The sequence below is a fragment of the [Erwinia] mediterraneensis genome (assembly GCF_900604315.1).
GTDB classification, from domain to species: Bacteria; Pseudomonadota; Gammaproteobacteria; order Enterobacterales; family Enterobacteriaceae; genus Pantoea; species Pantoea mediterraneensis_A.
This window is the reverse complement of sequence record NZ_LR026978.1, coordinates 1,162,841-1,187,547: the sequence shown is the minus strand read 5'-3', so window position 1 is coordinate 1,187,547 and position 24,707 is coordinate 1,162,841. Positions and strand designations below refer to the sequence as shown.

22 protein-coding genes and 1 pseudogene are annotated in these 24,707 nt (G+C 54.9%); 17 read left to right on the top strand and 6 right to left on the bottom strand.

All coding sequences use genetic code 11. The features are described 5' to 3' along the window. Positions 1–25: 25 nt before the first annotated feature. Positions 26–2,176, bottom strand: coding sequence for an intracellular growth attenuator family protein (locus tag E0E17_RS05700; RefSeq protein ID WP_130832324.1), 2,151 nt, complete (start codon positions 2,174–2,176; stop codon positions 26–28). 401 nt (positions 2,177–2,577) lie between these two features. Here E0E17_RS05700 and nudE point away from each other — a divergent pair, with 401 nt between their 5' ends. From nudE to E0E17_RS05680, 4 genes are all read left to right on the top strand, one after another. After that, complete coding sequence (gene nudE, locus E0E17_RS05695) at positions 2,578–3,144, top strand: ADP compounds hydrolase NudE (protein WP_130832322.1); 567 nt, start codon at positions 2,578–2,580, stop codon at positions 3,142–3,144. A 337-nt stretch (positions 3,145–3,481) separates the two neighbouring features. Further along, positions 3,482–4,087, top strand: a complete 606-nt coding sequence (locus E0E17_RS05690; RefSeq protein WP_130832320.1) for a pesticin C-terminus-like muramidase — start codon at positions 3,482–3,484, stop codon at positions 4,085–4,087. Further along, entirely contained in the window at positions 4,084–4,497 is a 414-nt protein-coding gene (locus tag E0E17_RS05685; RefSeq protein ID WP_130832318.1) for a DUF1311 domain-containing protein, read from the top strand. The genes E0E17_RS05690 and E0E17_RS05685 overlap by 4 nt, the downstream gene beginning before the upstream one ends. Positions 4,498–4,940: 443 nt before the next feature. Continuing rightward, positions 4,941–5,336, top strand: coding sequence for a hypothetical protein (locus E0E17_RS05680; protein ID WP_130832316.1), 396 nt, complete (start codon positions 4,941–4,943; stop codon positions 5,334–5,336). A gap of 202 nt (positions 5,337–5,538) precedes the next feature. Here E0E17_RS05680 and mrcA read toward each other — a convergent pair whose 3' ends face one another. Next, the gene (mrcA, locus tag E0E17_RS05675; protein WP_130832314.1) at positions 5,539–8,082 is read right to left on the bottom strand and encodes a peptidoglycan glycosyltransferase/peptidoglycan DD-transpeptidase MrcA; all 2,544 of its coding nucleotides are present in this window, start codon (positions 8,080–8,082) and stop codon (positions 5,539–5,541) included. Between the two features lie 113 nt (positions 8,083–8,195). Between mrcA and pilM the strand changes: the two genes are divergently transcribed. The 12 genes from pilM (at position 8,196) to trpS (ending at position 18,089) form a co-directional block, all read left to right on the top strand. Then, positions 8,196–9,023: a pilus assembly protein PilM gene (gene pilM, locus E0E17_RS05670; RefSeq protein WP_130832312.1), complete on the top strand. Its 828-nt coding sequence runs from the start codon at positions 8,196–8,198 to the stop codon at positions 9,021–9,023. After that, positions 9,023–9,556 carry a PilN domain-containing protein gene (locus tag E0E17_RS05665; RefSeq protein ID WP_130832310.1) on the top strand — a complete coding sequence of 178 codons (534 nt, stop codon included), beginning with the start codon at positions 9,023–9,025 and terminating at the stop codon, positions 9,554–9,556. The genes pilM and E0E17_RS05665 overlap by 1 nt, the downstream gene beginning before the upstream one ends. Next, entirely contained in the window at positions 9,553–10,056 is a 504-nt protein-coding gene (locus E0E17_RS05660; protein ID WP_130832308.1) for a HofO family protein, read from the top strand. The genes E0E17_RS05665 and E0E17_RS05660 overlap by 4 nt, the downstream gene beginning before the upstream one ends. Next, a complete protein-coding gene (locus E0E17_RS05655; protein WP_130832306.1) occupies positions 10,046–10,450 on the top strand; it encodes a HofP DNA utilization family protein in 405 nt (134 codons plus the stop codon). Before E0E17_RS05660 ends, E0E17_RS05655 begins: the two co-directional genes overlap by 11 nt. After that, positions 10,413–11,654, top strand: a complete 1,242-nt coding sequence (gene hofQ, locus E0E17_RS05650) for a DNA uptake porin HofQ (RefSeq protein ID WP_130832304.1) — start codon at positions 10,413–10,415, stop codon at positions 11,652–11,654. Before E0E17_RS05655 ends, hofQ begins: the two co-directional genes overlap by 38 nt. 361 nt (positions 11,655–12,015) lie before the next feature. After that, a complete protein-coding gene (gene aroK, locus E0E17_RS05645) occupies positions 12,016–12,537 on the top strand; it encodes a shikimate kinase AroK (protein WP_130832302.1) in 522 nt (173 codons plus the stop codon). A gap of 38 nt (positions 12,538–12,575) precedes the next feature. Then, positions 12,576–13,664, top strand: a complete 1,089-nt coding sequence (aroB, locus tag E0E17_RS05640; RefSeq protein ID WP_130832300.1) for a 3-dehydroquinate synthase — start codon at positions 12,576–12,578, stop codon at positions 13,662–13,664. Positions 13,665–13,735: 71 nt separating this feature from the next. Next, on the top strand, positions 13,736–14,749 hold the full coding sequence (locus E0E17_RS05635; RefSeq protein WP_130832298.1) for an SPOR domain-containing protein: 1,014 nt from the start codon (positions 13,736–13,738) through the stop codon (positions 14,747–14,749). A 95-nt stretch (positions 14,750–14,844) separates the two neighbouring features. Next, a complete protein-coding gene (gene dam / locus E0E17_RS05630) occupies positions 14,845–15,657 on the top strand; it encodes an adenine-specific DNA-methyltransferase (protein ID WP_130832296.1) in 813 nt (270 codons plus the stop codon). Between the two features lie 66 nt (positions 15,658–15,723). Beyond that, a complete protein-coding gene (gene rpe, locus E0E17_RS05625) occupies positions 15,724–16,407 on the top strand; it encodes a ribulose-phosphate 3-epimerase (RefSeq protein WP_130832294.1) in 684 nt (227 codons plus the stop codon). Next, complete coding sequence (locus E0E17_RS05620; protein WP_130832292.1) at positions 16,391–17,068, top strand: phosphoglycolate phosphatase; 678 nt, start codon at positions 16,391–16,393, stop codon at positions 17,066–17,068. Before rpe ends, E0E17_RS05620 begins: the two co-directional genes overlap by 17 nt. A 16-nt stretch (positions 17,069–17,084) precedes the next feature. Then, a complete protein-coding gene (trpS, locus tag E0E17_RS05615) occupies positions 17,085–18,089 on the top strand; it encodes a tryptophan--tRNA ligase (protein ID WP_130832290.1) in 1,005 nt (334 codons plus the stop codon). Between the two features lie 72 nt (positions 18,090–18,161). On the opposite strand, the gene cysG is transcribed toward trpS, so the two are convergent. The 4 genes and pseudogenes from cysG to tsgA all read right to left on the bottom strand — a co-directional run bounded on the left by cysG (position 18,162) and on the right by tsgA (position 23,850). Then, entirely contained in the window at positions 18,162–19,526 is a 1,365-nt protein-coding gene (gene cysG, locus E0E17_RS05610) for a siroheme synthase CysG (protein ID WP_130832288.1), read from the bottom strand. 74 nt (positions 19,527–19,600) lie between these two features. Next, positions 19,601–19,927, bottom strand: coding sequence for a nitrite reductase small subunit NirD (gene nirD / locus E0E17_RS05605; RefSeq protein WP_130832286.1), 327 nt, complete (start codon positions 19,925–19,927; stop codon positions 19,601–19,603). Continuing rightward, positions 19,924–22,464, bottom strand: a pseudogene (nirB, locus tag E0E17_RS05600) (nitrite reductase large subunit NirB). Before nirB ends, nirD begins: the two are co-directional and overlap by 4 nt. 207 nt (positions 22,465–22,671) lie before the next feature. Then, entirely contained in the window at positions 22,672–23,850 is a 1,179-nt protein-coding gene (gene tsgA / locus E0E17_RS05595; RefSeq protein ID WP_130832284.1) for an MFS transporter TsgA, read from the bottom strand. A 263-nt stretch (positions 23,851–24,113) separates the two neighbouring features. Here tsgA and ppiA point away from each other — a divergent pair, with 263 nt between their 5' ends. Beyond that, positions 24,114–24,686, top strand: a complete 573-nt coding sequence (gene ppiA / locus E0E17_RS05590; protein WP_130832282.1) for a peptidylprolyl isomerase A — start codon at positions 24,114–24,116, stop codon at positions 24,684–24,686. Positions 24,687–24,707 lie beyond the last annotated feature (21 nt).

Sequence of the window (24,707 nt, the reverse complement as noted above, 5' to 3'; positions counted from 1 at the left end):
ACAGGGTAGCACAGATGCCTGAGGGTCAGAATAACGAGCGCACGCTCTGCATAGTGCCGAGATGATGGTTAAAGCATTTGTCGTAATATTGCTGGATATCCGCCATACGCAGGCGGTTACGATGGATACGGCGCAGCGCCAGCAGCGCGTTTGCCAGGGTGCAGACAATCAGCGCAAACAGCAGCAGCGAGGTGGCGAGATAACGCCACAGCGCCAGCGCATCAGGCTCATTATGCAGAGCAATATGCAGAGTGCCATTGGCATCGGTAGAAAGGCCGGTAATGATGCCGTGGGCTGCAAAGGGCGTATGCAGCAACATACCGGCCATACGTTGAAGTTCGTTCCATTGCGCAGGCGCGTCGAGATCAAACAGCGACACCGTTGGCTGCGGCTGACTGACCAGCTGATGACCTTCATCGCTCATCACCAGGAAGCCGCCAGGTGGGGGACTGTTAAGATTTTCCGCCGCGCGGCGCGTTTCCCGGAAGAAGAAGGTCGATGTAGCGGTATTGACCAGGTTTTCCAGCGCCTCAGCGCTCACCGGCCGCAGCAGTACATTCATCCCGTTGAGCTGGCCCGATTCGGCGCGCTGGACCAGCGTATCCCAATCTTTGGCATTCCCGAGATTCACCAGAGCGTTTTTCAGGCGAACGCAATCCTGCTGCTGATTACAGAGATCCTGCGTTTTCAGCACCAGATCAGAGAAATCATCCAGCAGAATCATGCCTGACTTCTGGATTGCCGACGCCAGCTGCGGATTCAGCTTGGGATCGGTATTGGTTTCCGGGTGCAGTTGCTTATTGGTGATCGACAGCAGCGCTGAGGCTTTATCGATAATATCGGATTGCGGCTGGGGCAGGGGAGCCGCGTTATTCCAGTAGATGGCGGAGCAGTCGAAAGGCATATAAGCATAGCTACGGTTGCTCTGGTAGTTGCCTGGTACTGAGCACATGCCGGTGCCGTTTACTTTCAGGTTGTCGCCAATATTTAACGGCATCGCCGCCAGCTGTTCGACGCTGTTTACCTCAATGCTCTCAGTGCCTTTTATCCAGGCGAGACTCAGCTTGAGCGGCATGCTGAGGGGGATCCAGCTGATCAGCAGCGCCAGCACCAGCAGCGAACCACAGGCCAGCACCACATTTTTACGCCAGCGCTGTAGCGGGAAATTACGCACTTCATCCTGCAACGACAGAAAACGTCCCTGACGGACAACCTGCCGATTCAGGTAGATCTCCACATCGGTCACCTGGCCCAGGTCATGGGCGACGTAAGGTTGCCAGTGCGGAGGGTAGATCAGGTCGATAATGCCGAGCGAAATATTGCTTTGTCCCTGATTCGATTCGCCAAACAGCCCCCAGCGTTTCGGCGCGCCGCGCAGGCAATGGATCTCGCGCAGGCCTTTCTCGCCAGGAAACCGGAACAGAAACCACAGGCTGACGCCAATCATGGCGGCACCCAGCATCATCAGCCAGCCCATCATGGAACCCGGCACCAGCAGGCTGATAAAAAACAGCAGGAATGCGAAACTGATGGTCAGCGCTTCACGCGTGCCGTCAGGACGGGAAAGGGCATACTCTTCCGGCGTCTCTTTGCGCACCTGTAGCAGCTCGACGTTTTCACTCTCTTCTTTGCGTATCGAGGCATTAGTCGACAGCGGACGCACCAGTGGCGGCAGCGCCGGCTGTTCCACCGCATAGTTCACCAGCGAGTGACCATTCAGAGAGATCACCAGCGGCATGGATTGCGTTTTTATCAGCTCAACATAGTTTTCGTCGGCGATGTACTGCTCCCAGAGAGGGGGCAAATGCACTTCAACCGCATCGAGATAGTAGCGCCAGGTACGTGGATCGTCGGTAGAAAGGCCATAGCGGGTAATCGCACGCGTGACGGGATAAACATTATTACTCTGGGAGGTGAGCGCGAGACTTTCCGTGGTGAGCTGTGCTTCGCCGGGTGCGGCGACCTTGCCGCGACGCACTTTACTGCTGTTACCGAGCGTGGCGACATATTTTTCTACCGCGCTGCGCTCTTCGCTGGTGAGTTTGCGATGGGGAGGACTGATAAACGGCAGCGGTTTCGCCAACGGCGGACGATGCCGCATAGCGTACCAGAACCCGATGCCTGCCAGAATTGAACCGGCCAGCACAACTGCCAGAATCATCAATATTGTGCTCATGCTTTGTTCAATCCAGCCAAAATACCGCCTTCACGTTAACCGCATACTCCAGATGACGCCACTTGTTGAGGTCAATTTTGGCGGGGACAAATAATCCTGGCAAGCTGGCCGAAGGATGAAATAGCGCGCAAAATCATAATTTTATAATGCAACATAACAAGCCTTGTTGAAAGGTTACCTGTCGATCTCTCAATTAAATATCGGTCTATTCTTAATTTTGCCATTTTTTATTGACACTGTACTGTTTTTATACCTGGAAATACAAGAAGTTGTGAGCTGACAGGCAAAGTTATGCCAGTATTAGCAGAGCGCGCTGGCTGTCGTACAATGAGGCATGCTTCTGTATGCTGTTTACCCCGCGCGTCATCGCATCACAGGATTGTGCTAAGTTTGAGGCTGATATGAAAACGACTCTGAAAAAACCCGACATCCTCAACGTGGAAGCGGTGGCTCGCTCCCGGTTGTTTACTATTGAAGCGGTCGATCTGGCTTTCAGCAACGGTGCGCGTCGCGTTTATGAGCGCATGAAACCTTCGGAGCGCGAAGCGGTAATGATTGTCCCGGTGATTGACGATCATCTGCTGCTGATTCAGGAGTATGCCGTTGGGCTGGAGACCTATGAACTCGGTTTCCCGAAGGGGCTCATTGATCCGGGTGAGAGCGTTTTTGAGGCTGCCGAGCGGGAACTTAAGGAAGAGGTGGGCTTCGGTGCCCGTGAGCTTGAGGCGCTGGGCAAACTGACCATGGCCCCGTCTTATTTCTCCAGCAAAATGAATATTGTGGTAGCGGAAGGGCTTTATGAAGAGAAGCTGGAAGGGGATGAACCTGAGCCGCTGATCGTGCACCGCTGGCCGCTGAATAACCTGCTGGCGTTGCTGGAAGAGCCCGATTTTCGTGAAGCGCGTAATGTCAGCGCCCTGTTTCTGGTACGCGAATGGCTGGTGAAGCAGGGCAGGATCGCTTACTGAGCTGACAACAGCACGGCACACTGACGTGCTGTTAAGAAATGAAAAGCCCCCAGGCCCGCTTTTGTGCGGGCGGTATAACAGGTTAGCGCTTTACCCTGAGACTTCCTGACGCACATGCCGCCCTTTTAAATCGAAATAAAGCTATTTAGTTATTAAATAATAATTCTCTTTTTAAAAGTTAGCTGGCTTACTGCGTATAAAAAATAATTTCTTATTCCTGGTTATTTGTTCTCGTGCGGGAAAGATAATTATATCATTCTGCTGTCTTGTTTCCTGTGCAGGGAATAATGGCAGCGTATTCAGTCTTTATGTTATTTCAATCAGGGATAATTGAAATATGGAACCCAAAGCAGGATTGCTGACGTTCAGAGCTGAAGGTAACGATCGCGTTAACAGCAGACATTTCTCACGGAAAATTCATTACCCAGGTAATGCAGGCCAGTGTGCTTCTGACGGTTCAGGCGTCACCATCGGCCGGGGCTACGATATGGGTAACCGCACCCGGCCTCAGGTATTAAATGACCTTATCCGCGCCGGTATCCCGGTCGAACAGGCAAAAAAGATAGCCGATGGCGCGACGCTAAGATATTGCGAGGCGATGAAGTTTGTTAAGAATAATCGGGAGGAAATTGGCGTTATCAGTAAAGAGAGTCAGCTTAAATTATTCGAAAATAGTTACAGGGAATATGCTCTGCGTGCAGAATATTTCTACAGACGCAGAGTAAAAAACAAAAATAAAACCCGTTGGGAAGATCTTAATGAAAGAATTAAGGATGTTTTCATTGATGTTTACTATCAGGGGTTAATGTCGATAAAGTTTGCAGAAACGGTCAGTGGTAATGACCCGCTGGCGGTTATCCGCTATATAGAAAATGATGAAAAAATTATTAGTTATGAAAGTCACCGGAAAAGAATACCTCACTTAATCAGGGGGCAGGAATGAGGAGGATTGCTGTTTTATATTTGGTTTTTATAGTGGTTTCATCAGAATTACATGCTCAGAAAATTGATGTCACTTCTTTGCCTTACCGGGATTGTTATGCGTTGGAACTTTCAGGTGAAACTCAGGGGTGTATAGCGCAGAAGTATGCAGATGAGAAAAAAAGTTACGAAGAGGCCAGGAGGGCATTTTTAAAAAATTCCCGTGATGCAGGAGTCCTTCAACCCCACCGTTTTAAAATGGCTGCAGAAAAAGAAAAAAGATTATGGGAAAAATATGTGCTTAATAAATGTGAAATGCAATCTTCGAGTTATTTACCTGACTCCTATGGTTACTGGCTGACGTTCTATCAATGCCAGGCGCTGGAATATAAAGCGAAAGGAGAATACTACAGTAATTACAATTTCCCGTGAAGTTATGTGAGTTATATCCGGCGGGTTTTTATATCCGGGATGGCATTCTGGCTGAACAGGAGATACATTGCGGATGGCACGATGCTCAAACATTGTGCGGCGCTGAAGTTTGCTAAGAATAATCGGAAGGAAATGGGGGTTATCAGTAAAGAAAATCAGCTCAGGTTGTGCGAAAATAGTTAACAAAAATAGGTTTTGATTGCAGAATCTTATTACAGAAGAAGAGTAAAAAATAAAAATAAAGTCCGATGGAAAGATGTTGATGTGAAAATCAAAGAGGTCTTTATTGATGTACAGTTTCAGGGATTAATGCATTTAGGATTCGCCGGGGCGTGCAGTAATAATAAAAGAAGGGAAGTTATAATTTATATAAATAACGACCCATTATTCATGGGTTATGAGCGAGTTAGAGACAGGATAGGCTTCCTGCTGGAGATATAAAAGTGAAAATAAATATTTTAATTTTATCTTTTTTACCTGTTTCTTTATTTGCTGATGATAATACGGTAAGTCCATATCCCGAATGTTACGATATGGGAATTTCCGCAGAAATCCGCGAATGCATGAATGAAAAGATGCATGAAGAAAAGAAGCGTTATGAAGAAGCATGGACAGTTTTTGTCGACAATGCCAGAGAGTCCGAAATCAGCCAGTTGTCACTTTTTGAACGCATTGCCCCTGTAGAAAAGCATAAGTGGGAAAATTACCTCTTAGAGAAATGCGCTATGGAGTCCACTGATTTTACTGAAGAATCTTATGCATACTGGACATATTATTATCAATGTATGGCCATGGGTTACAGGGAAAAACACTTTTATTATTTACATTACAGATTTTGAATCTCTTTGCCGTTTAAACTGCTGCAGAAAAAAAGTGTGAAGCGCAGCGCTTAGCAAACGAAAGGACGTATCGGAACGCCTGCCGCTGACCCACCGAGCCACAAATAAAAAAGCGATAGCGTGTTCAGGAAGATCCCATATTACGCTATCGCTTTTTTCACGTGACTGACCGGCAGGAAAGGGTTCATGCCGGTCAGTGATATCAGAACAGCTCCTGACTTTCGCCACCGGTATCCATAATGGTGGTGCCCACATCCTGTACGGAATACTCTTTCGGCTGCGTGCCATCGATAAAATATTCCTGACGGGTATTGCCGCTGCCGTTAGCCAGTTTGCCGGTACGACGATCGATATTGACCGTAACAACACCTTCCGGCGGTGTGAGCGGCTGCTCAGGGATCCCATCCAGCGCCACCTTCATGTAATCATCCCAGGCAGGCTGGGCACTTTTCGCGCCGCCCTCATAACCGGAAATCTGATCTTTAATCGCGCCCGAGGCGCTGCTACGGCCCAAATTACGTCGCGCATCGTCAAAACCAATCCACACCGAGGTCACAGTTTCCGGGCCGTAGCCAGAAAACCAGGCATCGCGCGAACTGTTGGTGGTCCCGGTTTTACCGCCGATGTCATTGCGTTTTAAATCGCGCGCGGCACGCCAGCCGGTTCCCTGCCAGCCTGGTTCGCCAAAAATATTGGTGTTCAGAGCGCTCTTAATCAGGAACGCCAGCGGGGTATTAATCACGTGCGGCGCATATTCCTGCTCTGGCTGTGCGCTGACCTGCGCCAGTCCGGGCTGCGGAACCGCCGGATTCGGCGCCTGGCCCGATACCGCCACGTTCTCCACACTCTCTTCATTCAAAGAGAGCGCTTTTTGTGTCTCGCCATAGACCACTGGCAGATTGCACTGTGGACAGGCAATTTTCGGTTTCGCTTCGAATACCACGTCACCCTGTTCATTCTCGATCCTTTTGATGAAGTAAGGGTCGATCAGGAAACCGCCGTTAGCCATGACCGCATAGCCGCGCGCCACCTGCATCGGGGTAAACGAAGCTGCGCCCAGCGCCAGCGATTCGGTACGAACAATATTGGCCGCCGGGAAGCCGAAGCGTTGCAGATACTGCGCTGCGTAATCGACGCCCATGGCGCGCATCGCACGTACCATCACCACGTTCTTCGACTGTCCCAGCCCCTGGCGCAGACGAATCGGGCCATCATATACCGCGGGTGAGTTTTTTGGCCGCCAGTCGGCACCGGCACCTGCATCCCAGCGCGAAATAGGCACATCGTTCAGAATGGAGGCCAGCGTCAGGCCGCGATCCATAGCGGCGGTATAGAGGAACGGCTTGATGTTTGAGCCCACCTGACGCAACGCCTGGGTGGCGCGGTTAAACATGCTCTGACTGAAATCGAAACCACCGACCAGCGCCCGCACGGCACCATCTTCAGGATTAAGCGAGACCAGCGCCGAGTTCACGTCAGGTACCTGAGCCAGCCACCAGTTGTTGTCAACCTTGCGTACCCAGATCTGCTGGCCAGGCTGCAGCACCTGAGTCACGCTTTTTGGCGTCGGGCCCTGCAGGGTGTCGGACTTATAGGCGCGCGCCCAGCGTACGCTGTTCAGCGTCAGCGCCACGCTGCTGCCATCTTTCATAATGGCGGTGGCTTCGTTGCTGTTTGCGCTGGTTACCACGGCGGGGAAAAGCGGACCATAAACAGGCAGATCTTTCAGCGCCTTCAGGATTTCTGTGGTGCCCAGCGCAGGCTCACCTACCCGCCACAGCACCTGGGTCGGGCCACGATAGCCGTGACGCATGTCGTAAGCGATAACATTGTTACGCACGGCATCCTGCGCCGCCTGCTGCAGCTTACGGGACACAGTGGTGTAAACCTTATAGCCATCGGTATAGGCGTTTTCACCGTAACGCTTCACCATCTCCTGACGCACCATTTCGCTCAGATAGGGCGCAGAAAAGGCAATCTCCGGACCGTGATAGTGCGCTTCCAGCGGCATCGCACGCGTCTCATCGTACTCCTGCTGCGTGATGTAGTGCTGATCAAGCATACGGCCCAGCACCACATTGCGCCGCGACAGGGCGCGCTCAGGCGAGTAGAGCGGGTTAAATGTTGAAGGCGCTTTCGGCAGGCCCGCAATCAACGCGATTTCGCTCAGTGACAGCTGGTCAACGGACTTACCAAAATAGACCTGTGCCGCCGCACCCACACCGTAAGCGCGATAGCCGAGATAAATTTTGTTGAGATAAAGTTCCAGAATTTCATCTTTCGTCAGCAGTTGCTCAATACGAATAGCGAGAAAAGCCTCTTTGATTTTACGTAACAGCGTGCGCTCAGGGCTGAGGAAGAAGTTACGCGCCAGCTGCTGAGTAATGGTACTTGCACCCTGCGACGCATGACCGGATACCAGCGCCACGCTCACCGCACGGAAGATGCCCAACGGGTCAACGCCGTGATGCTCATAAAAACGGCTGTCTTCAGTGGCGACAAACGCCTGTATCAGCTCGGGCGGCATCTGCTCTAATGTCAGCGGAATGCGACGTTTTTCACCGTACTGAGCGATCAGTTCGCCATCAGCACTGTAGATCTGCATTGGGGTTTGCAAACGGATATCTTTCAGCGTATTCACATCGGGCAGCTGTGGCTCGATATATTTGTACAGACCGTAAATCGAGCCCGCACCCAACAAGATGCAACACACTGCAAGAATCAATAAATACTTTACGAACTTCACCTGAGATTTCCCATTTAATGTCGTTTGGGCAGTTTATAAACAACCGCGCGGTAGTATAAAGGCAAGCCAGACGCTTTGATACGTACTTTTTCCTGACGACAGGGAGATCGCGCATGGCTTTTCAGATGTGGCAAATCGGACTGGATATCCAGAATGGACAACTTTGTGCGCTTGGCATCCAGCGCCGCCGCGAGGGCTGGCAGCTGCGCCACTGGTGGCAGCAACCGCTGGCGCAGGATACGTTAAGAAACGGCGTGTTGCAGTCATCGGCCTGGCTGCTGGAGCAGTTGCAGCAGTGGCGCAAACAGTTGCCCCAGCGTATCTCATTGCGTGTCGGCCTCGGACCGCAACTGGTGTTGCAACGCCCGCTGGCATTACCTGAGCAGAGCCTGCGTGAACCGGAGCTTAGCCGCTATGTGCACGCGGCAGCGAAACGCCTCTTTCCCATTGAACCGGAAGCGCTGGCGCTTGATTACCGTCCGCTTGACCATGATACGAAACAGCTGTATGTGACCGCCGCCCGCCGCGCAGCGATTGCCCGCTGGCTGGAGCCGCTGCGTCAGGCGGGGTTGCTGCCCGAGGTGTTTGAACTCACGCCAATGGCGCTGGCGATCGTGGCGCGTGAGGCGCGTTTGCCGTCGGGCAGCGTTCTGGTGCATCAACTCTCCGATCACTGGCTCTGGTATATTCACGACGACGATACCGCCGCCTGCAGCAGCGGTTTCTGTGACGACATTGCCGACTTTTCGCAGTTACAACAGCGTCATTTTCCCGCTGCCCGCCAGGTCTGGTTCAGTGCCGCCAGCGCAACGCCTGCACCAGCAGGGACACTGCTGTTCTCGCCTTTTGCCTTACTGCAACATGTACAGCCGCCGTTACCTTCATCCGGGCATGCCTTCACGCTGGCCCTCGGGCTGGCGATGCGCAGGGACGATCGCTGATGGTTGCGGTTAATTTACTGCCGTGGCGTGCATGGCAACTGCGCCGTCAGCGCCGTCTCTGGCTGCAAATCACCCTGGCGCTGCTGCTGCTGTTGCTTATGGCGGCCGCGCTTCTGGTCAAAATTTACCGGGTGCAATGCGAGACCCTGGCAAGCCAGAATGCAGGATTGACGTTACAAATCAAAGGAATGGATGCGCTGCTGGCGCAGCAGAAAGCGGTACATCAGCAGATTGAGCAGCTCGAAGCGCGCTGGCAACAGCGGCAGCACGTTAAGCAGCAGCTTCAGGCCTGGCATCAGTTCTGGATGCGTCTGCCTGACTTGTTGCCTGCAACGCTCTGGCTGACCCGGCTGGAAAAACGCGACGGGCTGCTGGAGCTGGAAGGACGCGCGCATACTGTACAGGCGGTACGCGACTTTCGTTTACAGCTGGCCGCGCTGCCCCTGTTCAGCTCGGTGCGGCAAGGCCCGCTGCGCCGCGAGCCGGAGGGCAATTACCGCTTTGTGCTGCGCGCCAGGTTGCAGGAGGCATGATGAATGACGCCATCACGCGCTGGCTGCAGCTGCCTCTGCTGGCAAAAGTCGGCACGCTGGCTGGCTGCACCCTGTTGCTGATCCTGCTGATCAGCGTATTGCTGATCCGGCCCCGGCAGCAAGCGCAACAGCAGCTGAAACAGCGCCAGGATGCGCTCCAGCAGCAGGCACAACTGCGTCAGCATCAGCTGGCGCAGTATCCTATGCTGTCGACGCTGCAACAGCAGCTGCAGCAATTACAGACACGGTTAACCACGCCAGTATCAGCCCCGCTCACGCTGGAGACGCTGCTGGCCGAGCGGGGCCAGCAGCTGGCAAGCTGGCAGCCTGACACGGCACCGCAACAACTTGCATTACAGCTGCGCTGGAGCGAGTTTCAGCCGCTTTTCTCACAGCTTAACAGACTACATCCGACGCCTCAGGCGGCCCGTTTTCTGCTACAGGCCGACAACGGGCGACTGCTGGCGCAGCTCTGGCTGGAGATAACCGATGAAGAGTAGGGTGCTGCTGCTGCTGTTAAGCTGGCCGGGGGCGCTACTGGCGCGGGATCCCTTCCAACCTCCCGTCGAAGCCCCCTGTGTACGCGAGGTGACGCCTCTTAACGCGTGGCGCTTGCAGGGAGTAATCGGCAATCGCGACATTTTTTATGCCTGGCTGGTACACGCCCGGGGAGCCAGTTTGCGGGTACGACCCGATCGCCCCTTTCCCTTACCTCCGTGGCGTATCGCCTCCCTGTCGGCCCGCAAGCTGGTGGTGGTCGCGGAAAAAAGCTGTACGCCACAGTTCTTCTCTTTTCAGTTAAAAGGAAAATATCGTGACACGGAGAGTCCTGTCGGTACGGAGCGTCCTGCTGCTGATGCTGATCACGCTGATGCCGGCCACACGCGCCAGTGATGATCGCCTGACGCTGGCATTTGATGACGCACCGGTAGAACGTATTCTGAACGCGCTGGCGGAGTTCCAGCAGCTGAACCTGTTAATTGCCCCTGGCGTGGAGGGAACGCTGTCGCTGCGGCTGGACAATGTGCCCTGGCAGCAGGCGTTGAGTCTGGTGGCGCGGATGGCCCGTCTGACAGTGGTCACGGAAGATAATGTATTACTGGTCTATCCGGAGAGCTGGCAGCAGCTGCAGCAGCAAAAACTTGCGCAGCAGCAAGCGGAGCAACAGCAACAGCAACCGCTGAAGCAGCGGACGGTGGTGCTGCATTATGCGGATGTCAGCGAGGTATACCGCAGTTTGCAGGCTGAACGGCTCACCCTGATGACGCCCCGGGGCAGCGCCACCCCTGATGTGCGTACCAATGCATTATTGCTGCGGGATACCGAAGCGGCGCTGAAAGAGACCGAACGCTGGTTGCGCGCGCTGGATGTGCCGCTGGAACAGGTGGAACTGTCGGCCCATATCGTTACTATCAGTGAAGATCACCTGCGTGAGCTGGGAGTCAGCTGGCACACGCAACCTGAAGCCACCATCACCGATACTTTACATCATCCCTCGCTCGCTGTGCCACTGACGGTGACTAACCCCAGCTTCAGTGCCGGGCTGACGCTGGCACGCCTGGGGGGCGAATTGCTGGATCTGGAACTCAGCGCGCTGGAGCAGGAAAATCAGGTGGAAATTATTGCCAGCCCGCGCCTTTTCACCTCGCATCAGCAGACCGCGACTATCAAGCAGGGCAGTGAGATCCCCTATGAAGTCGCCTCCGGCAGCAACGGCGCGACTACCATTGAGTTCAAAGAAGCGGTACTCGGGATGGAGGTGACACCCAGCGTGCTGGGCAACGGGCGTATTCATCTGAAATTACGCCTCAGTCAGAATGTGCCCGGCAGAAATATCAACAGCGGCGAAACGGAGATCCTGACCATCGACAAACAGGAGATCGAAACGCAGGTCACGCTGCGTGACGGGCAAACGCTGGCACTGGGCGGGATTTTTCAGCAACAGCGTGCGAAGGGGGAAAACAAAGTGCCATTTCTTGGCGATTTGCCCTGGCTCGGCAGGCTGTTTCGCAAGGATGTGGCGGAGCGGAAAAAACGGGAGCTGGTTATTTTTATTACACCGCGACTGGTCAGGGAAGCAGCAGTTTCGGAGGGATAAAACGGAAAATTCATTGTCTGGAGCCAACTACATTGACGCAGGGCTGGAATTAGCATACAAGGTTTAGCGATTTTTAAACGGTGTGGCGATCCAGATATTAATGCGCAACGCAGAGAACATTGTCCTTGTTAAACAGGGCGGTTAAAGCGGCGCCAGGACTCGTTACAGTTTCGCGAACGACAGACTAACCCTGTAAAGGGAATGCCGGTAGCAATTTATTCGGTTGCCAAATGGCCTTGAGTGTTGAGATAATTTTTCGTCTGACTCTTGCTAATGCTCATGAGGTTTCAGTTCCTGTCCCGCCAGCTGGAAAGCTGAACGCGGGGTATCATCAACGAATTTCTTAGTAATACCGATAAAAATGGCAGAGAAACGCAATATCTTTCTGGTTGGGCCGATGGGTGCCGGCAAAAGCACTATTGGTCGTCAGTTAGCTCAGCAACTCAATATGGAATTTTATGATTCCGATCAGGAAATTGAGCGACGTACCGGAGCGGATGTGGGCTGGGTATTTGACGTCGAAGGCGAAGCAGGTTTTCGCGATCGTGAAGAAAAGATCATTAACGAGCTGACCGAAAAGCAGGGCATCGTCCTTGCGACTGGCGGCGGATCTGTCAAATCCCGTGAAACACGTAATCGTCTCTCCGCCCGTGGTGTAGTGGTCTATCTCGAAACCACTATTGAAAAACAACTGGCACGTACGCAACGTGATAAAAAGCGCCCGCTGCTGCAGGTCGATGCGCCGCCGCGTGAAGTGCTTGAGGCGCTGGCCAATGAACGCAATCCGCTGTATGAAGAGATTGCAGATGTCACCATTCGCACTGACGATCAAAGTGCTAAAGTGGTAGCAAATCAAATTATCCACATGTTGGAAAAAAATTGATCCATCGCCTGCGGGCTTAGCAACGGGTACTCGTCATCGTGGAGAAGATCACTGTTTCACTGGGGGAACGCAGTTACCCCATCACCATCGCTGCCGGACTGTTTAACGATCCGGCTTCTTTTTGGCCTCTGAAGGCAGGTGATAGCGCCATGCTGGTCACTAACGAGACGCTGGCACCGCTCTGGCTGGATGCGCTGAAGCAGCGGTTAACGGCCGCGGGGGTGAAAGTTGATCAGGTGATTCTGCCTGATGGTGAACAGTACAAAACGTTGACGGTTATGGATCAGGTCTTTACCGCCCTGCTGGAAAAACCGCACGGGCGTGATACCACCCTGATTGCGCTGGGCGGGGGTGTTATTGGTGATTTAACCGGTTTTGCCGCAGCCAGCTATCAGCGTGGCGTACGCTTTATTCAGGTGCCCACCACGCTGCTGTCGCAGGTTGATTCGTCTGTGGGTGGCAAAACGGCGGTCAATCATCCGCTGGGTAAAAACATGATCGGCGCGTTCTATCAGCCCGCCTCGGTTGTGATCGATATCGAATGTCTTGCCTCTTTGCCGCCACGTGAACTTGCGTCCGGCATGGCGGAAGTGATCAAATACGGCATTATCCTCGACGCTGAGTTTTTCCAGTGGCTTGAACGCAACCTTGATGCACTGCTGACGCTGGATGAAAAAGCGATGGCGTACTGCATTCGGCGCTGCTGCGAAATCAAAGCTGAGGTGGTAGCCGCCGATGAGCGTGAAATGGGGCTGCGTGCCCTGCTGAACCTGGGGCATACCTTCGGTCACGCGATTGAAGCGCACATGGGCTATGGCAACTGGCTGCATGGTGAAGCGGTGGCGGCGGGTATGGTCATGGCGGCACGCACGGCGGAACGGCTGGGACAATTCAGCGCGCAGGATACCGATCGCATCATCAGATTACTGCAGCGCGCTGGCCTGCCGGTGCACGGCCCGCAGAGCATGGCGGCAGAAGATTATCTGCCGCATATGCTGCGCGACAAAAAAGTGCTGGCGGGAGAGCTGCGTCTGGTTCTGCCGCAGGCGATTGGCCGCGCTGAGGTGCGTGCAGGCGTCGCCCATAATACTGTTCTGGCAGCGATCAACGATTGCCAGGCATTCTGATTACAAGTAGTAAGTGGTGAATGTGGCTCAGGGAAGCGCTGCACAGCAAGCCGCTTAACGGAGGAGGCTAAATGGATGAGTTTAAACCGGAAGACGAGCTAAAACCTGACGCCAGTGACCGCCGTCCCACGCGGTCCCGTAAGTCGTCTTCTGCCCCCAAATTACCGGTTTCCCGTCAGCATATGATGATGGGTATCGGTATTTTAGTGCTTTTGCTGCTGGTATTAGGTATTGGCTCCGCGTTAAAAGGACCAGACAGTAGCACGCCAGCTTCTCCGTCAGCCAACAAGGGCACGGCTTCCTCCGGCAGCGAAAAAAATATCGATCTTAGCGGTTCCGCCTCCATGACCGGACAACAGAGCAGCGCGTCTCCGGACGACAGCGGCGCGCCAGAGATTGAGAACGCGAACAACACTACACCGCGCGATATCTCTATGCCCCCGGTTTCCCCGACACCCACGCAGGCCGCTCCGCTTGAGGCTCCGGACAACCAGCAGCGCGTAACCTTGTCAGGCGATCTCAACAGTGCGTTGAGCAATCAGCAGGGCGAAGTGAGCGAAGCGGCAGGCCAGGCGCAGGGCGGCAGTTCTTTGCCAACCGCACCGGCGACGGTGAGCGGCGGAGGCAGTAGCACTACGACCAGCAGCGCCACGCCGGTCAGTAAGCCGCAGACTCACACGGCGCCGACCCGTCCTGCCGTGAAGCCTGCGGCGCCTCATAAAACGCAGAGCGCGCCGGTGGTGAAAGAGAGCAAGCCTCAGGCAAGTGCCAGTGCGCGTAACAGCACGTCGGCCAGCAGCAGCGCCACGGCCAGCAAAACGCTGCCTGCGGGCAGTTATACGCTGCAGCTCAGCAGTGCCTCACGCTCTGATACGCTGAATGCCTGGGCGAAAAAGCAAAACCTGAGCGGGTATCACGTCTATAAAACGACGCGTAATGGCGAGCCCTGGTATGTGCTGATTAGCGGCTCTTATGCCACCTCAGCCGAGGCGAAACGCGCCGTGGCCTCTTTACCCGCGGAAGTCCGTGCGCAGAAGCCCTGGGTAAAACCGTTGAACCAGGTCAAGAAAGAAGCCAGTCACTGATGTTTGTGGGGCCATCCAGGATGGCCCCGTTTGAAGCGCAGAACTGCTGTCGGTTCAGCCACAGCCTATAACGAAGATGTATTAACCACGACAGCATGAAGAAAAATCGCGCTTTCCTGAAATGGGCAGGAGGTAAGTACCCTTTACTTGACGATATCCGTCGTCATTTGCCGCAGGGCGACTGCCTGGTTGAGCCTTTTGTTGGTGCCGGCTCCGTATTCCTGAATACCGATTACGATCGTTATCATCTGGCGGACATCAACAACGACCTGATTAACCTCTATAACATCGTTAAAACCCGGACCGCCGAATTTATTCAGGATGCGGGCGCGTTGTTTACTGCCGCGTCTAACAGTGCCGAGGTCTACTATGGTCGGCGCACAGAATTCAACAGCAGCAGCGATTCTTATCAGCGCGCGCTACTGTTTCTCTATCTGAATCGTCACGGTTACAACGGTCTCTGTCGTTACAATTTACGCGGCGAGTTTAACGTGCCTTTTGGCCGTTACCGCAAGCCCTACTTTCCGGAAGCGGAGCTGCTCTGGTTTGCTGAGCGGGCGCAAAAAGCGACTTTTGTCTGCGAATCGTACGATGTTACCCTGACCAACGCCCGGGCGGGCAGCGTGGTGTATTGCGATCCGCCTTATGCACCTTTGTCAGCCACCGCCAATTTTACGGCGTATCACACCAACAGTTTCAGCCTGCGCGAGCAGGAGCATCTGGCAGCGCTGGCAGCGAAGCTGGCGCTGGAAAGCCGCATTCCGGTACTGATATCGAATCACGACACGGCACTGACCCGCTTCTGGTATCAGGATGCCGTGCTGCATGTGGTTAAAGCCCGGCGTTCCATCAGCCGAAGCATTAGTGGTCGCACTCAGGTTGATGAACTGCTGGCACTTTACTGCTAGTCTGTTTCGTTCGCGACCAACGCACTACATCCGCCTGTGGGCGGATGCCAACATTGGGAGAATCGGATGAAACAATATTTACTGGCCCCTTCAATTTTGTCGGCGGACTTTGCCCGCCTCGGCGAGGATACGGCCAAAGCGCTGGCTGCCGGTGGTGATGTGGTGCATTTCGATGTGATGGATAATCACTACGTGCCCAACCTGACCATGGGCCCCATGGTATTAAAAGCCCTGCGTGACTACGGTATTACGGCGCCGATTGATGTGCATCTGATGGTGAAACCGGTGGACAGCCTGATCCCCGAGTTTGCCCGTGCGGGTGCCAGCTACATTACTTTTCATCCGGAAGCGACTGAACATGTCGATCGTACGCTACAGCTGATTAAAGAGCATGGCTGTAAAGCCGGGCTGGTATTCAATCCCGCTACTCCCCTCAGCTACCTCGATTACGTGATGGATAAGCTGGATATCATTCTGCTGATGTCCGTGAATCCGGGTTTTGGTGGCCAGTCTTTTATTCCCGCTACGCTGGATAAATTGCGCGAGGCGCGTAAGCGCATCGATGAAAGCGGTTATGACATCCGCCTGGAAGTGGACGGCGGCGTCAAAATCGATAATATCGGGCAGATTGCAGCGGCCGGTGCGGACATGTTTGTCGCCGGTTCCGCGATTTTTGGGCACCCTGATTACAAAAAAGTGATCGACGATATGCGTAATGAGCTGGAGAAAGCCAATGGCGCCTTTCACTGATATTCGGGCGCTGGCCTTTGACCTCGACGGCACGCTGGTTGACAGCGCACCGGGTCTGGCTGACGCCATTGACCGTACGCTGGCCGATCTCCAGCTGCCTGCCGCTGGCGTGGCGCGCGTCTCTACCTGGATAGGTAATGGCGCCGATGTGATGATGACGCGGGCGCTGAGCTGGGCGCTGAACCGTGAGCCGCAGCCGGAAGAGCAGCGTGACGCGCGCGCGCTGTTTGATAAACATTATGCCGACACGGTGGAGGCGGGCAGTACACTATTTCCACAGGTGACCGCCACGCTACAGGCGCTTCACGCCAGAGGGCTGCCGCTGGCGATCGTTACCAATAAGCCGAGCGCTTTTGTCGCGCCGCTGCTGTCTTCGCTGGGTATCGCTGATTATTTTTCGCTGATCATTGGCGGTGATGATGTTGTGGTAAAAAAACCGCATCCGGCGGCCATTTTCCTTGTGCTGGGCAAATTTGGCCTGCTACCGCAAGAACTGCTGTTTGTGGGCGATTCACGCAATGATATTCTCGCTGCCCGGGCGGCTGGCGTCCCCAATGTAGGAATGACCTTTGGCTATAACTATGGCGAGCCTATCGCCACCAGCCAGCCCGATGTAACACTCAACGCTTTCGACGAACTTTTGCCCGTTATCGGGCTGTGATTATCAGGACCAGAGCATGATCAAACCCATCGTTTTCAGCGGCGCACAGCCTTCCGGTGAACTGACCATTGGCAACTATATGGGTGCGTTGCGTCAGTGGGTGCAAATGCAGGACGACTTCCACTGCATTTACTGCATCGTTGACCTGCACGCCATTACCGTACGTCAGGATCCGGCTGCGCTGCGTAAAGCGACGCTGGATACGCTGGCACTCTACCTGGCCTGCGGTATCGATCCGGAAAAAAGCACCATTTTTGTTCAGTCGCACGTGCCGGAGCATACCCAGCTGAGCTGGGTGCTGAACTGCTACACCTATTTTGGCGAGTTGAGCCGCATGACGCAGTTCAAGGATAAATCGGCGCGTTATGCCGAAAACATCAACGCCGGGCTGTTCGATTATCCGGTGCTGATGGCCGCCGATATTCTGCTCTATCAGACCAACCAGGTGCCGGTAGGCGAAGATCAGAAACAGCATCTGGAACTGAGCCGCGATGTGGCGCAGCGTTTCAATGCCATCTATGGCGACACCTTCAAAGTGCCGGAGCCTTTTATCCCGAAATCGGGCGCACGCGTTATGTCGCTGCTGGAGCCGACCAAAAAGATGTCCAAATCGGATGACAACCGCAATAACGTCATCGGACTGCTGGAAGATCCCAAATCGGTGGTGAAAAAAATCAAGCGCGCGGTCACCGACTCCGATGAGCCGCCGGTGGTGCGCTACGATGTGCAGAATAAAGCGGGCGTTTCTAACCTGCTGGATATTCTTTCCGGCGTAACCGGCAAGACCATTACTGAGCTGGAACAGGAATTTGAAGGCAAAATGTATGGTCACCTGAAAGGCGCGGTCGCTGATGCGGTTTCCGGCATGCTTTCTGAGCTGCAGGAGCGTTATCACCGTTACCGTAATAATGAAGCTTACCTTGAGCAGGTGATGCGTGACGGCGCCAGCAAGGCGCGTGCGCAGGCGCAGGAGACGCTGAAGAAAGTCTACGCAGCGGTAGGCTTTGTGGCGCAGCCGTAAGGCAGAGGCAGCGGATAAACGAACACGGCGGACAGGTTCCGCCGTTTTTTTTGCCTGCGCCTGACGGGCGCTTTAAAACCAGCGCAGTTTCTCCCGCAGGCTGACGACCCGTCCGATGATGATCAGGCTGGGGCTGCTGACCTGCTGCGCCAGTTCATCAAGCTGCGTCAGGAGTCCGCTGACCACCCGCTGGTTTGGCTGGGTGCCGTTCTCAACCAGCGCCACCGGCATATCCGCCGCCATGCCGTGGTTCAGCAAACGTTGCTGAATTTCCGCTGCCTGTGACAGACCCATATAAAACACCAGCGTCTGCTGTTCAGCCGCCAGCTTTGACCAGTCCAGCTGGCTGTCGCGTTGCAGATGACCGGTGACCAGCCGCACGCTCTGGGCGTAATCGCGATGGGTGAGCGGAATGCCTGCATAAGCGGAACAGCCAGAGGCGGCCGTAATGCCGGGCACCACTGAAAAAGGAATACCGGCCTGGCACAGGCTTTCCAGCTCCTCGCCGCCGCGTCCGAACACAAAGGGATCGCCACCTTTCAGACGCACCACGCGCCTGCCGAGTCGCGCTTCGCGCAGCAGAAGCTGGTTAATCTCCGCCTGCGGCACGCAGTGATGACCGGCGCGTTTGCCGACAAATATCCGCTCCGCATCGCGGCGCACCAGCGCCATAATTTCAGCGGAAACCAGACGATCGTAAATCACCACATCGGCCTGCTGAATCTGCTGCAAACCTGTCAACGTCAACAGCCCCGGATCGCCGGGACCCGCGCCGACCAGCACCACTTCGCCACGGTTATCCAGCGGCGTGTTAAACAGCGTATCGGTGATGTGTTCGACACCTGCCTGATCCTGTTGCGCCAGCGACTGCGCGAGACGATCGTGCACCAACAGCTTTTCCCAGAAACGGCGACGTTCCCCCATTGAGGCGAATGTTGCTTTCACCCGGCGGCGCAAAGAGCCGGCATAGCGTGCCAGCAGGCCAAGATGCTGCGGCAGCAGCGCTTCCAGCTTCTCACGCAGCAGACGGGCAAGCACCGGCGCGCAACCGCCGGAAGAGACCGCGACCATCAGCGGTGAGCGGTCAATAATGGACGGCATAATGGCGCTGGCCTGCGCGGGAGCGTCCACAACATGACAGAAAATCCGGCGCGCTTCAGCTGCTGCCGCGACCTGCTGGTTGACGCTATCATCATCGGTGGCGGCGATCGCCAGCCAGCACTCCGTCAGCCAGATGGCTCTGAAGGAATCCTGAATCAGCGTCAGCTTCTCCTGCTGTGCCCAGTGGTGAAACGCCGGGGTAAAGTCGGGCGCGCCCACCAGCAGATCGGCACCAGCATCCAGCAGCAGGCGCGCCTTACGTTCGGCGACGTCGCCGCCGCCCACCAGCAGGCAGCGTTTGCCCTGTAAACGACAAAACAGCGGAAGGTAATCCATATTACGTCCTGAAAAGCCTTCGCGTCAGGCGAAGGCCAGAGATGAGAGTAAGCAGGCGGGCAGGAAAGCGGTGTTCAGGCGCAAACCTCAACCTGACCCGCAGTAACACGTACCGGAAATGTCGCAACGGAGCGGCTTGCGTCTTCCATGCAAACTCCGTCGCTGAGCCTGAAACGCTGTTTTTTAAGCGGACTGGCAACCCACAGCGCCTGTTGATGCTCGGCGATAATACCACGCGACAGGACGCTGGCGTCGGCAAAGGGATCGATATTACTGAGTGCCCAGAGTTGCTCATCCGCATACGGGCGGAATATGGCGATCTGCTGGCCGTTAACCAGCGCGCAAACGCCGGTGGCTGGCAGGATTTGCGTAAGCGGGCAAACGGCGGTCCACTGACTCATGATGCCACTTCCTCAATCAGGGTAACGGGGATTCGCTCCGTCGGACGCGCCGGGCGATGCTGGTTACGCTCAGCGACCCGCTGTACGCCGGGATCGCGCCGGGAGGAGTTTACAAAGTGGGCGAAACGCGGCAGCTGTTGCGGATCCGCCAGCGTCGCTTGCCACTCGCAGGTAACGCTGGCGCGCAGGCGTGCCAGTTCGCTTTCCAGCTCAGCATTCAGGCCCAGCCTGTCATCAATAATTACCTTGCGCAGGTAGTCGATGCCGCCATCCAGGCTCTCAAGCCAGAGCGAGGTGCGCTGCAGGCGGTCCGCGGTGCGGATATAAAACATCATAAAGCGGTCCAGATAGCGAATCAGCGTCTCGCGGTCGAGATCGGCGGCCAGCAGATCGGCATGGCGGGGTTTCATGCCACCGTTGCCGCACAGATAGAGATTCCAGCCTTTTTCCGTCGCGATAATACCAACATCTTTCCCCTGAGCTTCCGCGCACTCACGAGTGCAGCCAGAGACGCCAAACTTCATTTTGTGCGGCGTGCGGATACCTTTGTAACGATTCTCCAGTTCGATGCCGAGGCCCAGGCTGTCGCCCACACCAAAGCGGCACCAGCTGTTGCCGACGCAGGTTTTCGCCATGCGCAGCGCTTTGGCATAGGCCTGCCCGGTCTCAAATCCCGCCTCAATCAGCTGTGTCCAGATGGCAGGCAGATCGTCTTTGTGCGCGCCAAACAGACCGATACGCTGAGAACCGGTGATTTTGGTATACAGGTTATACTCACGCGCCACCTTTCCTATCGCCATTAGCCCTTCCGGCGTAATTTCTCCGCCCGGTGAGCGCGGGATCACCGAATAGGTGCCATCTTTCTGAATATTGCCGAGATAGAGATCGTTGCTGTCCTGCAACGGCGTATGCTGCGGCTGCAGAATGTAGTCATTCCATCAGGAGGCGAGCAGCGAGGCGACCGTGGGTTTGCAAATTTCACAACCGTAGCCCTGACCATATTTCGCCAGCAGCGCGTCAAAACTTTTAATTCCTTCCACCCGGATCAGGTGAAACAGCTCCTGGCGCGAGTAAGCGAAATGCTCACACAGATGGTTATTCACCTCAACGCCCTGGCGGCTGAGCTCCGCGTTAAGTACCTGGGTTATCAGCGGCACGCAACCGCCGCAGCCAGTACCTGCCCGCGTCTCTGACTTGATGGCTGCCACTGTGTGGCAGCCCTTCATCACCGCCTGTACAATATCGCCTTTGCTGACGTCGAAGCAGGAACAGATCTGCGCGCTGTCGGGCAGGGCATCCACGCCCAGGGTGGGTTTCTCGCCACAGCCTGCCGGCAGAATCAGCGCTTCAGGATTTTCCGGCAGCGGAACCTGGTTCAGCGTCAGCTGCAGCAAGTTACCGTAATCGCGGGTATCGCCCACCAGCACGGCCCCCAGCAGCGTTTTGTTGTCGGCGCTTACCACCAGCCGTTTGTAAACCGCTTTATGCTCATCCAGCCAGAGGTAGCTGCGCGCGCCCGGCGTACGGCCATGGGCATCGCCAATGCCGCCGACATCAACCCCCAGCAGCTTGAGTTTGGCGCTCATATCCGCGCCGCAGAAGGCGTTATCGCGTCCGACCAGCACGTCGCTGACCACCTGCGCCATCTTGTAGCCCGGCGCTACCAGGCCGTAAGTGCGGTTTTGCCAGGCGGCGCACTCGCCAATGGCGTAAATTGCCGGATCGCTGGTCTGGCAGCGCGCATCAATCGCTACGCCGCCGCGTTCGCCCAGCGCCAGACCACACTGTTTCGCCAGTTTGTCCTGCGGACGAATGCCGGTCGAGAAGACGATGAAGTCGACATCGAGGCTGCTGCCATCGGCAAAGTGCAGGGTTTTTCCCGCCTTGTCATGATGCAGGATCTGCTGCGTATTTTTGCCGGTATGGACCCGGACGCCCATCTGCTCAATCTTGCGCCGCAGCTGTTCGCCGCCAGGGGTATCCAGCTGTTCCGCCATCAGCACCGGGGCAAATTCCACCACATGCGTTTCAATGCCGAGATTTTTCAGGGCGCCCGCAGCTTCCAGGCCGAGCAGACCACCGCCAATGACCGCGCCGCGCTGGCTGCGTCGGGCGCAGGCTTCGATGGCATTCAGATCTTCAATGGTACGGTAGACAAAGCAGTCCGGCCCTTCAGCGCCTTTAACTGGCGGTATCCAGGGGTAAGAGCCAGTCGCCAGCACCAGCGTGTCGTAACGGACGCTGCGGCCGCTGCTGGAATGAATCACTTTCTCCTGGCGGTTGATGGTAATGGCGCGCTCACCCAACAGCAGCTGAACGTTGTGTTTTTCATAATAGCCGTCCCGCACCAGCGAGAGCTCTTCAGCGGTGTGGTGAGAGAAGTAAGCGGAGAGATGAACACGGTCGTAGGCAACGCGGGGTTCTTCACAAAATACGGTTATCGCAAACTGGCCGGGGGCGGCTTTGTCGATGAGCTCTTCAATAAAGCGGTGTCCCACCATGCCGTTACCGATAATGGCGACGTTATGCTTGCTCATGTTTGCCTCAAAAACAGAAGTATTGTGGCTACGATAACGCACCGCTTAACAGGCTTATTGATATACATCAAATGACGACGGATCTGTCGCCACTGTACGCGCTGACTGGCGGGAAAAGAGGCTGAAACGGGCGATGGGGTGGGAAAGCAGAAGTGCTTTTAAAAAAAAGAACAATAAAAAACGGGCGGAAAAATCCGCCCGCAGAGATTAGTGGGTGATATGACCGTGCTGGCGGTGCCTGGTAACAAAACCGAGCAGCACACACATCACAAACACCACGGCATAGAGGCCGTTTGCGGTGAGCAGCGCGGCGTGGGTGCCGGATTTCGCCACAATCGGGCCGGTGACCACAAAGGTCAGCATGGTGCCCACGGTGCCGCAGGTCAGAATAAAGTTGACCAGTTTGGGCGAGGCCACTCTGGTCTGCAGCGAGCCGAGGGTAATGATGGTGGTGTAGATGGCGCTGGAGCTGAAACCAAGTATCATAATAATCCAGCGTAACATCGCCGCATCGCCGCTGCTGACAAACCAGTACATCAGCAGGGTTGCCAGACCGGCCAGCACCATCAGGATGCGTTGCAGATCAAAGAAGCGCAGCAGAAAGCTGAATACCCACATGCCGACCATATATGCGGTCCAGAAATTCCCTACCAGCTGACCGGCCGCGGCGATATCCATCCCCATCGTTTTGGTGGCATATTCCGGCACCCAGGAGATAAAGCCAAGCTGACCGAGGATATAGCAGAGCGCCGCAATGGAGAGAAACAGCACGCCAATGCCCCATTTCTCTTTCTCTACGGTTTGTGCTTTTTCCGTTTTGCGCAGCACCGGGAACTCCACGCACAACGTCAGAACAAAGATGGCGACGTAAATCAGGCCAATACAGCAGTAAACCCAGTACCAGGGCAGGGAGCGCGCCAGGATGATACCGGCAAGTACCGGGAATAGTGTGCCTGCCATGCTGAAAAAGGAGTCGGTAAACAGCAGACGCGAACCGCGCTGGCGGCCTTCATAAATATGCGTAATCAGGAAGGTGCCAATCGACATGGTAATGCCGCTCACTACGCCCAGCACAAACATGCAGAGCGAGAAGACGCTCAGGCTGTGAGTATTCATCAGGCCAATAATTGCCAGAATCATCAGCACAAAGCCAAAGATCAGCTGACGCTTCAGCGGTACGATTTCCATCAGCCAGGCATTCAGAAAGATAGCGACCAGAATACCGGCGTTCAGAAAGGTAAAGGTGTTGCTCATACTGGAGATCGGCAGCTGGAAGTACTGGGCAATATTGTCCATTACCATGCCGGTAACGATCACCAGGGCACCGGTCAGCGCATAAGAAAAAAAGCTGATCCAGGTAAGGCCGATGCGATTACGATTAGTCATTGTCATAACCTGTAAAAAGGCGGATAGGGGGCGGAAAACTGTCAGAAAGTGTAAACGTAACTGTGATCTTAATAAACAACCAGTGAAACCTGATATTCATATTTCATAATTATTGTGATTTTTGTCACGAAAAGGAGCTTTTGCCGCGTTGTCCACTCCAAAGGATGGCAGCGTAAATAAAGGTAAAACGCTGGCTCTTGCATAACAGGCTCTTTACAATCAATGTCGTTTTTGAGCTCGCTTTCCCAGGTAAGGAATCATTCATGTTTAAACGTACTTTGACAACGGCCGTTGCCCTGTTCGCGCTCTCCTCTGTTTCCGCTACGGCGCTTGCCGCTAAAGGCGACACCCATGTATTACTGACAACGTCCGCGGGCAATATAGAAATTGAACTGAACAATCAGAAAGCCCCGGTTTCCGTGAAAAATTTTGTCGACTACGTCAACAGCGGCTTCTATAACAACACCACGTTTCATCGCGTTATTCCCGGCTTTATGATCCAGGGCGGCGGTTTCACGCCTGATATGCAGCAAAAACAGCCCAACGCAGCGATTAAAAACGAAGCGGATAACGGCTTGCGTAACCTGCGCGGCACCCTGGCGATGGCGCGTACCGCCGAGAAAGACAGCGCTACCAGCCAGTTCTTTATCAACGTGGCGGATAATGCGTTCCTCGATCACGGCCAGCGCGACTTTGGCTATGCGGTATTTGGTAAGGTGGTAAAAGGCATGGATGTGGCGGATAAGATTGCCCAGGTGCCCACCAAAAATGTCGGGCCTTATCAGAATGTCCCGGCCAAACCGGTGGTGATCCTGTCCGCAAAAGTGCTTCCCTGACCCATTACATCGCCATCAATG

Excerpts from the sequence above, each read along its gene's own strand:
- E0E17_RS05700 (WP_130832324.1), bottom strand. The coding sequence starts at position 2,176 with ATGAGCACAATATTGATGATTCTGGCAGTTGTGCTGGCCGGTTCAATT.
- nudE (WP_130832322.1), top strand. The coding sequence starts at position 2,578 with ATGAAAACGACTCTGAAAAAACCCGACATCCTCAACGTGGAAGCGGTG.
- E0E17_RS05690 (WP_130832320.1), top strand. The coding sequence starts at position 3,482 with ATGGAACCCAAAGCAGGATTGCTGACGTTCAGAGCTGAAGGTAACGAT.
- E0E17_RS05685 (WP_130832318.1), top strand. The coding sequence starts at position 4,084 with ATGAGGAGGATTGCTGTTTTATATTTGGTTTTTATAGTGGTTTCATCA.
- pilM (WP_130832312.1), top strand. The coding sequence starts at position 8,196 with ATGGCTTTTCAGATGTGGCAAATCGGACTGGATATCCAGAATGGACAA.
- E0E17_RS05665 (WP_130832310.1), top strand. The coding sequence starts at position 9,023 with ATGGTTGCGGTTAATTTACTGCCGTGGCGTGCATGGCAACTGCGCCGT.
- E0E17_RS05660 (WP_130832308.1), top strand. The coding sequence starts at position 9,553 with ATGATGAATGACGCCATCACGCGCTGGCTGCAGCTGCCTCTGCTGGCA.
- E0E17_RS05655 (WP_130832306.1), top strand. The coding sequence starts at position 10,046 with ATGAAGAGTAGGGTGCTGCTGCTGCTGTTAAGCTGGCCGGGGGCGCTA.
- hofQ (WP_130832304.1), top strand. The coding sequence starts at position 10,413 with ATGCTGATCACGCTGATGCCGGCCACACGCGCCAGTGATGATCGCCTG.
- aroK (WP_130832302.1), top strand. The coding sequence starts at position 12,016 with ATGGCAGAGAAACGCAATATCTTTCTGGTTGGGCCGATGGGTGCCGGC.
- E0E17_RS05635 (WP_130832298.1), top strand. The coding sequence starts at position 13,736 with ATGGATGAGTTTAAACCGGAAGACGAGCTAAAACCTGACGCCAGTGAC.
- dam (WP_130832296.1), top strand. The coding sequence starts at position 14,845 with ATGAAGAAAAATCGCGCTTTCCTGAAATGGGCAGGAGGTAAGTACCCT.
- rpe (WP_130832294.1), top strand. The coding sequence starts at position 15,724 with ATGAAACAATATTTACTGGCCCCTTCAATTTTGTCGGCGGACTTTGCC.
- E0E17_RS05620 (WP_130832292.1), top strand. The coding sequence starts at position 16,391 with ATGGCGCCTTTCACTGATATTCGGGCGCTGGCCTTTGACCTCGACGGC.
- trpS (WP_130832290.1), top strand. The coding sequence starts at position 17,085 with ATGATCAAACCCATCGTTTTCAGCGGCGCACAGCCTTCCGGTGAACTG.
- cysG (WP_130832288.1), bottom strand. The coding sequence starts at position 19,526 with ATGGATTACCTTCCGCTGTTTTGTCGTTTACAGGGCAAACGCTGCCTG.
- nirD (WP_130832286.1), bottom strand. The coding sequence starts at position 19,927 with ATGAGTCAGTGGACCGCCGTTTGCCCGCTTACGCAAATCCTGCCAGCC.
- tsgA (WP_130832284.1), bottom strand. The coding sequence starts at position 23,850 with ATGACTAATCGTAATCGCATCGGCCTTACCTGGATCAGCTTTTTTTCT.
- ppiA (WP_130832282.1), top strand. The coding sequence starts at position 24,114 with ATGTTTAAACGTACTTTGACAACGGCCGTTGCCCTGTTCGCGCTCTCC.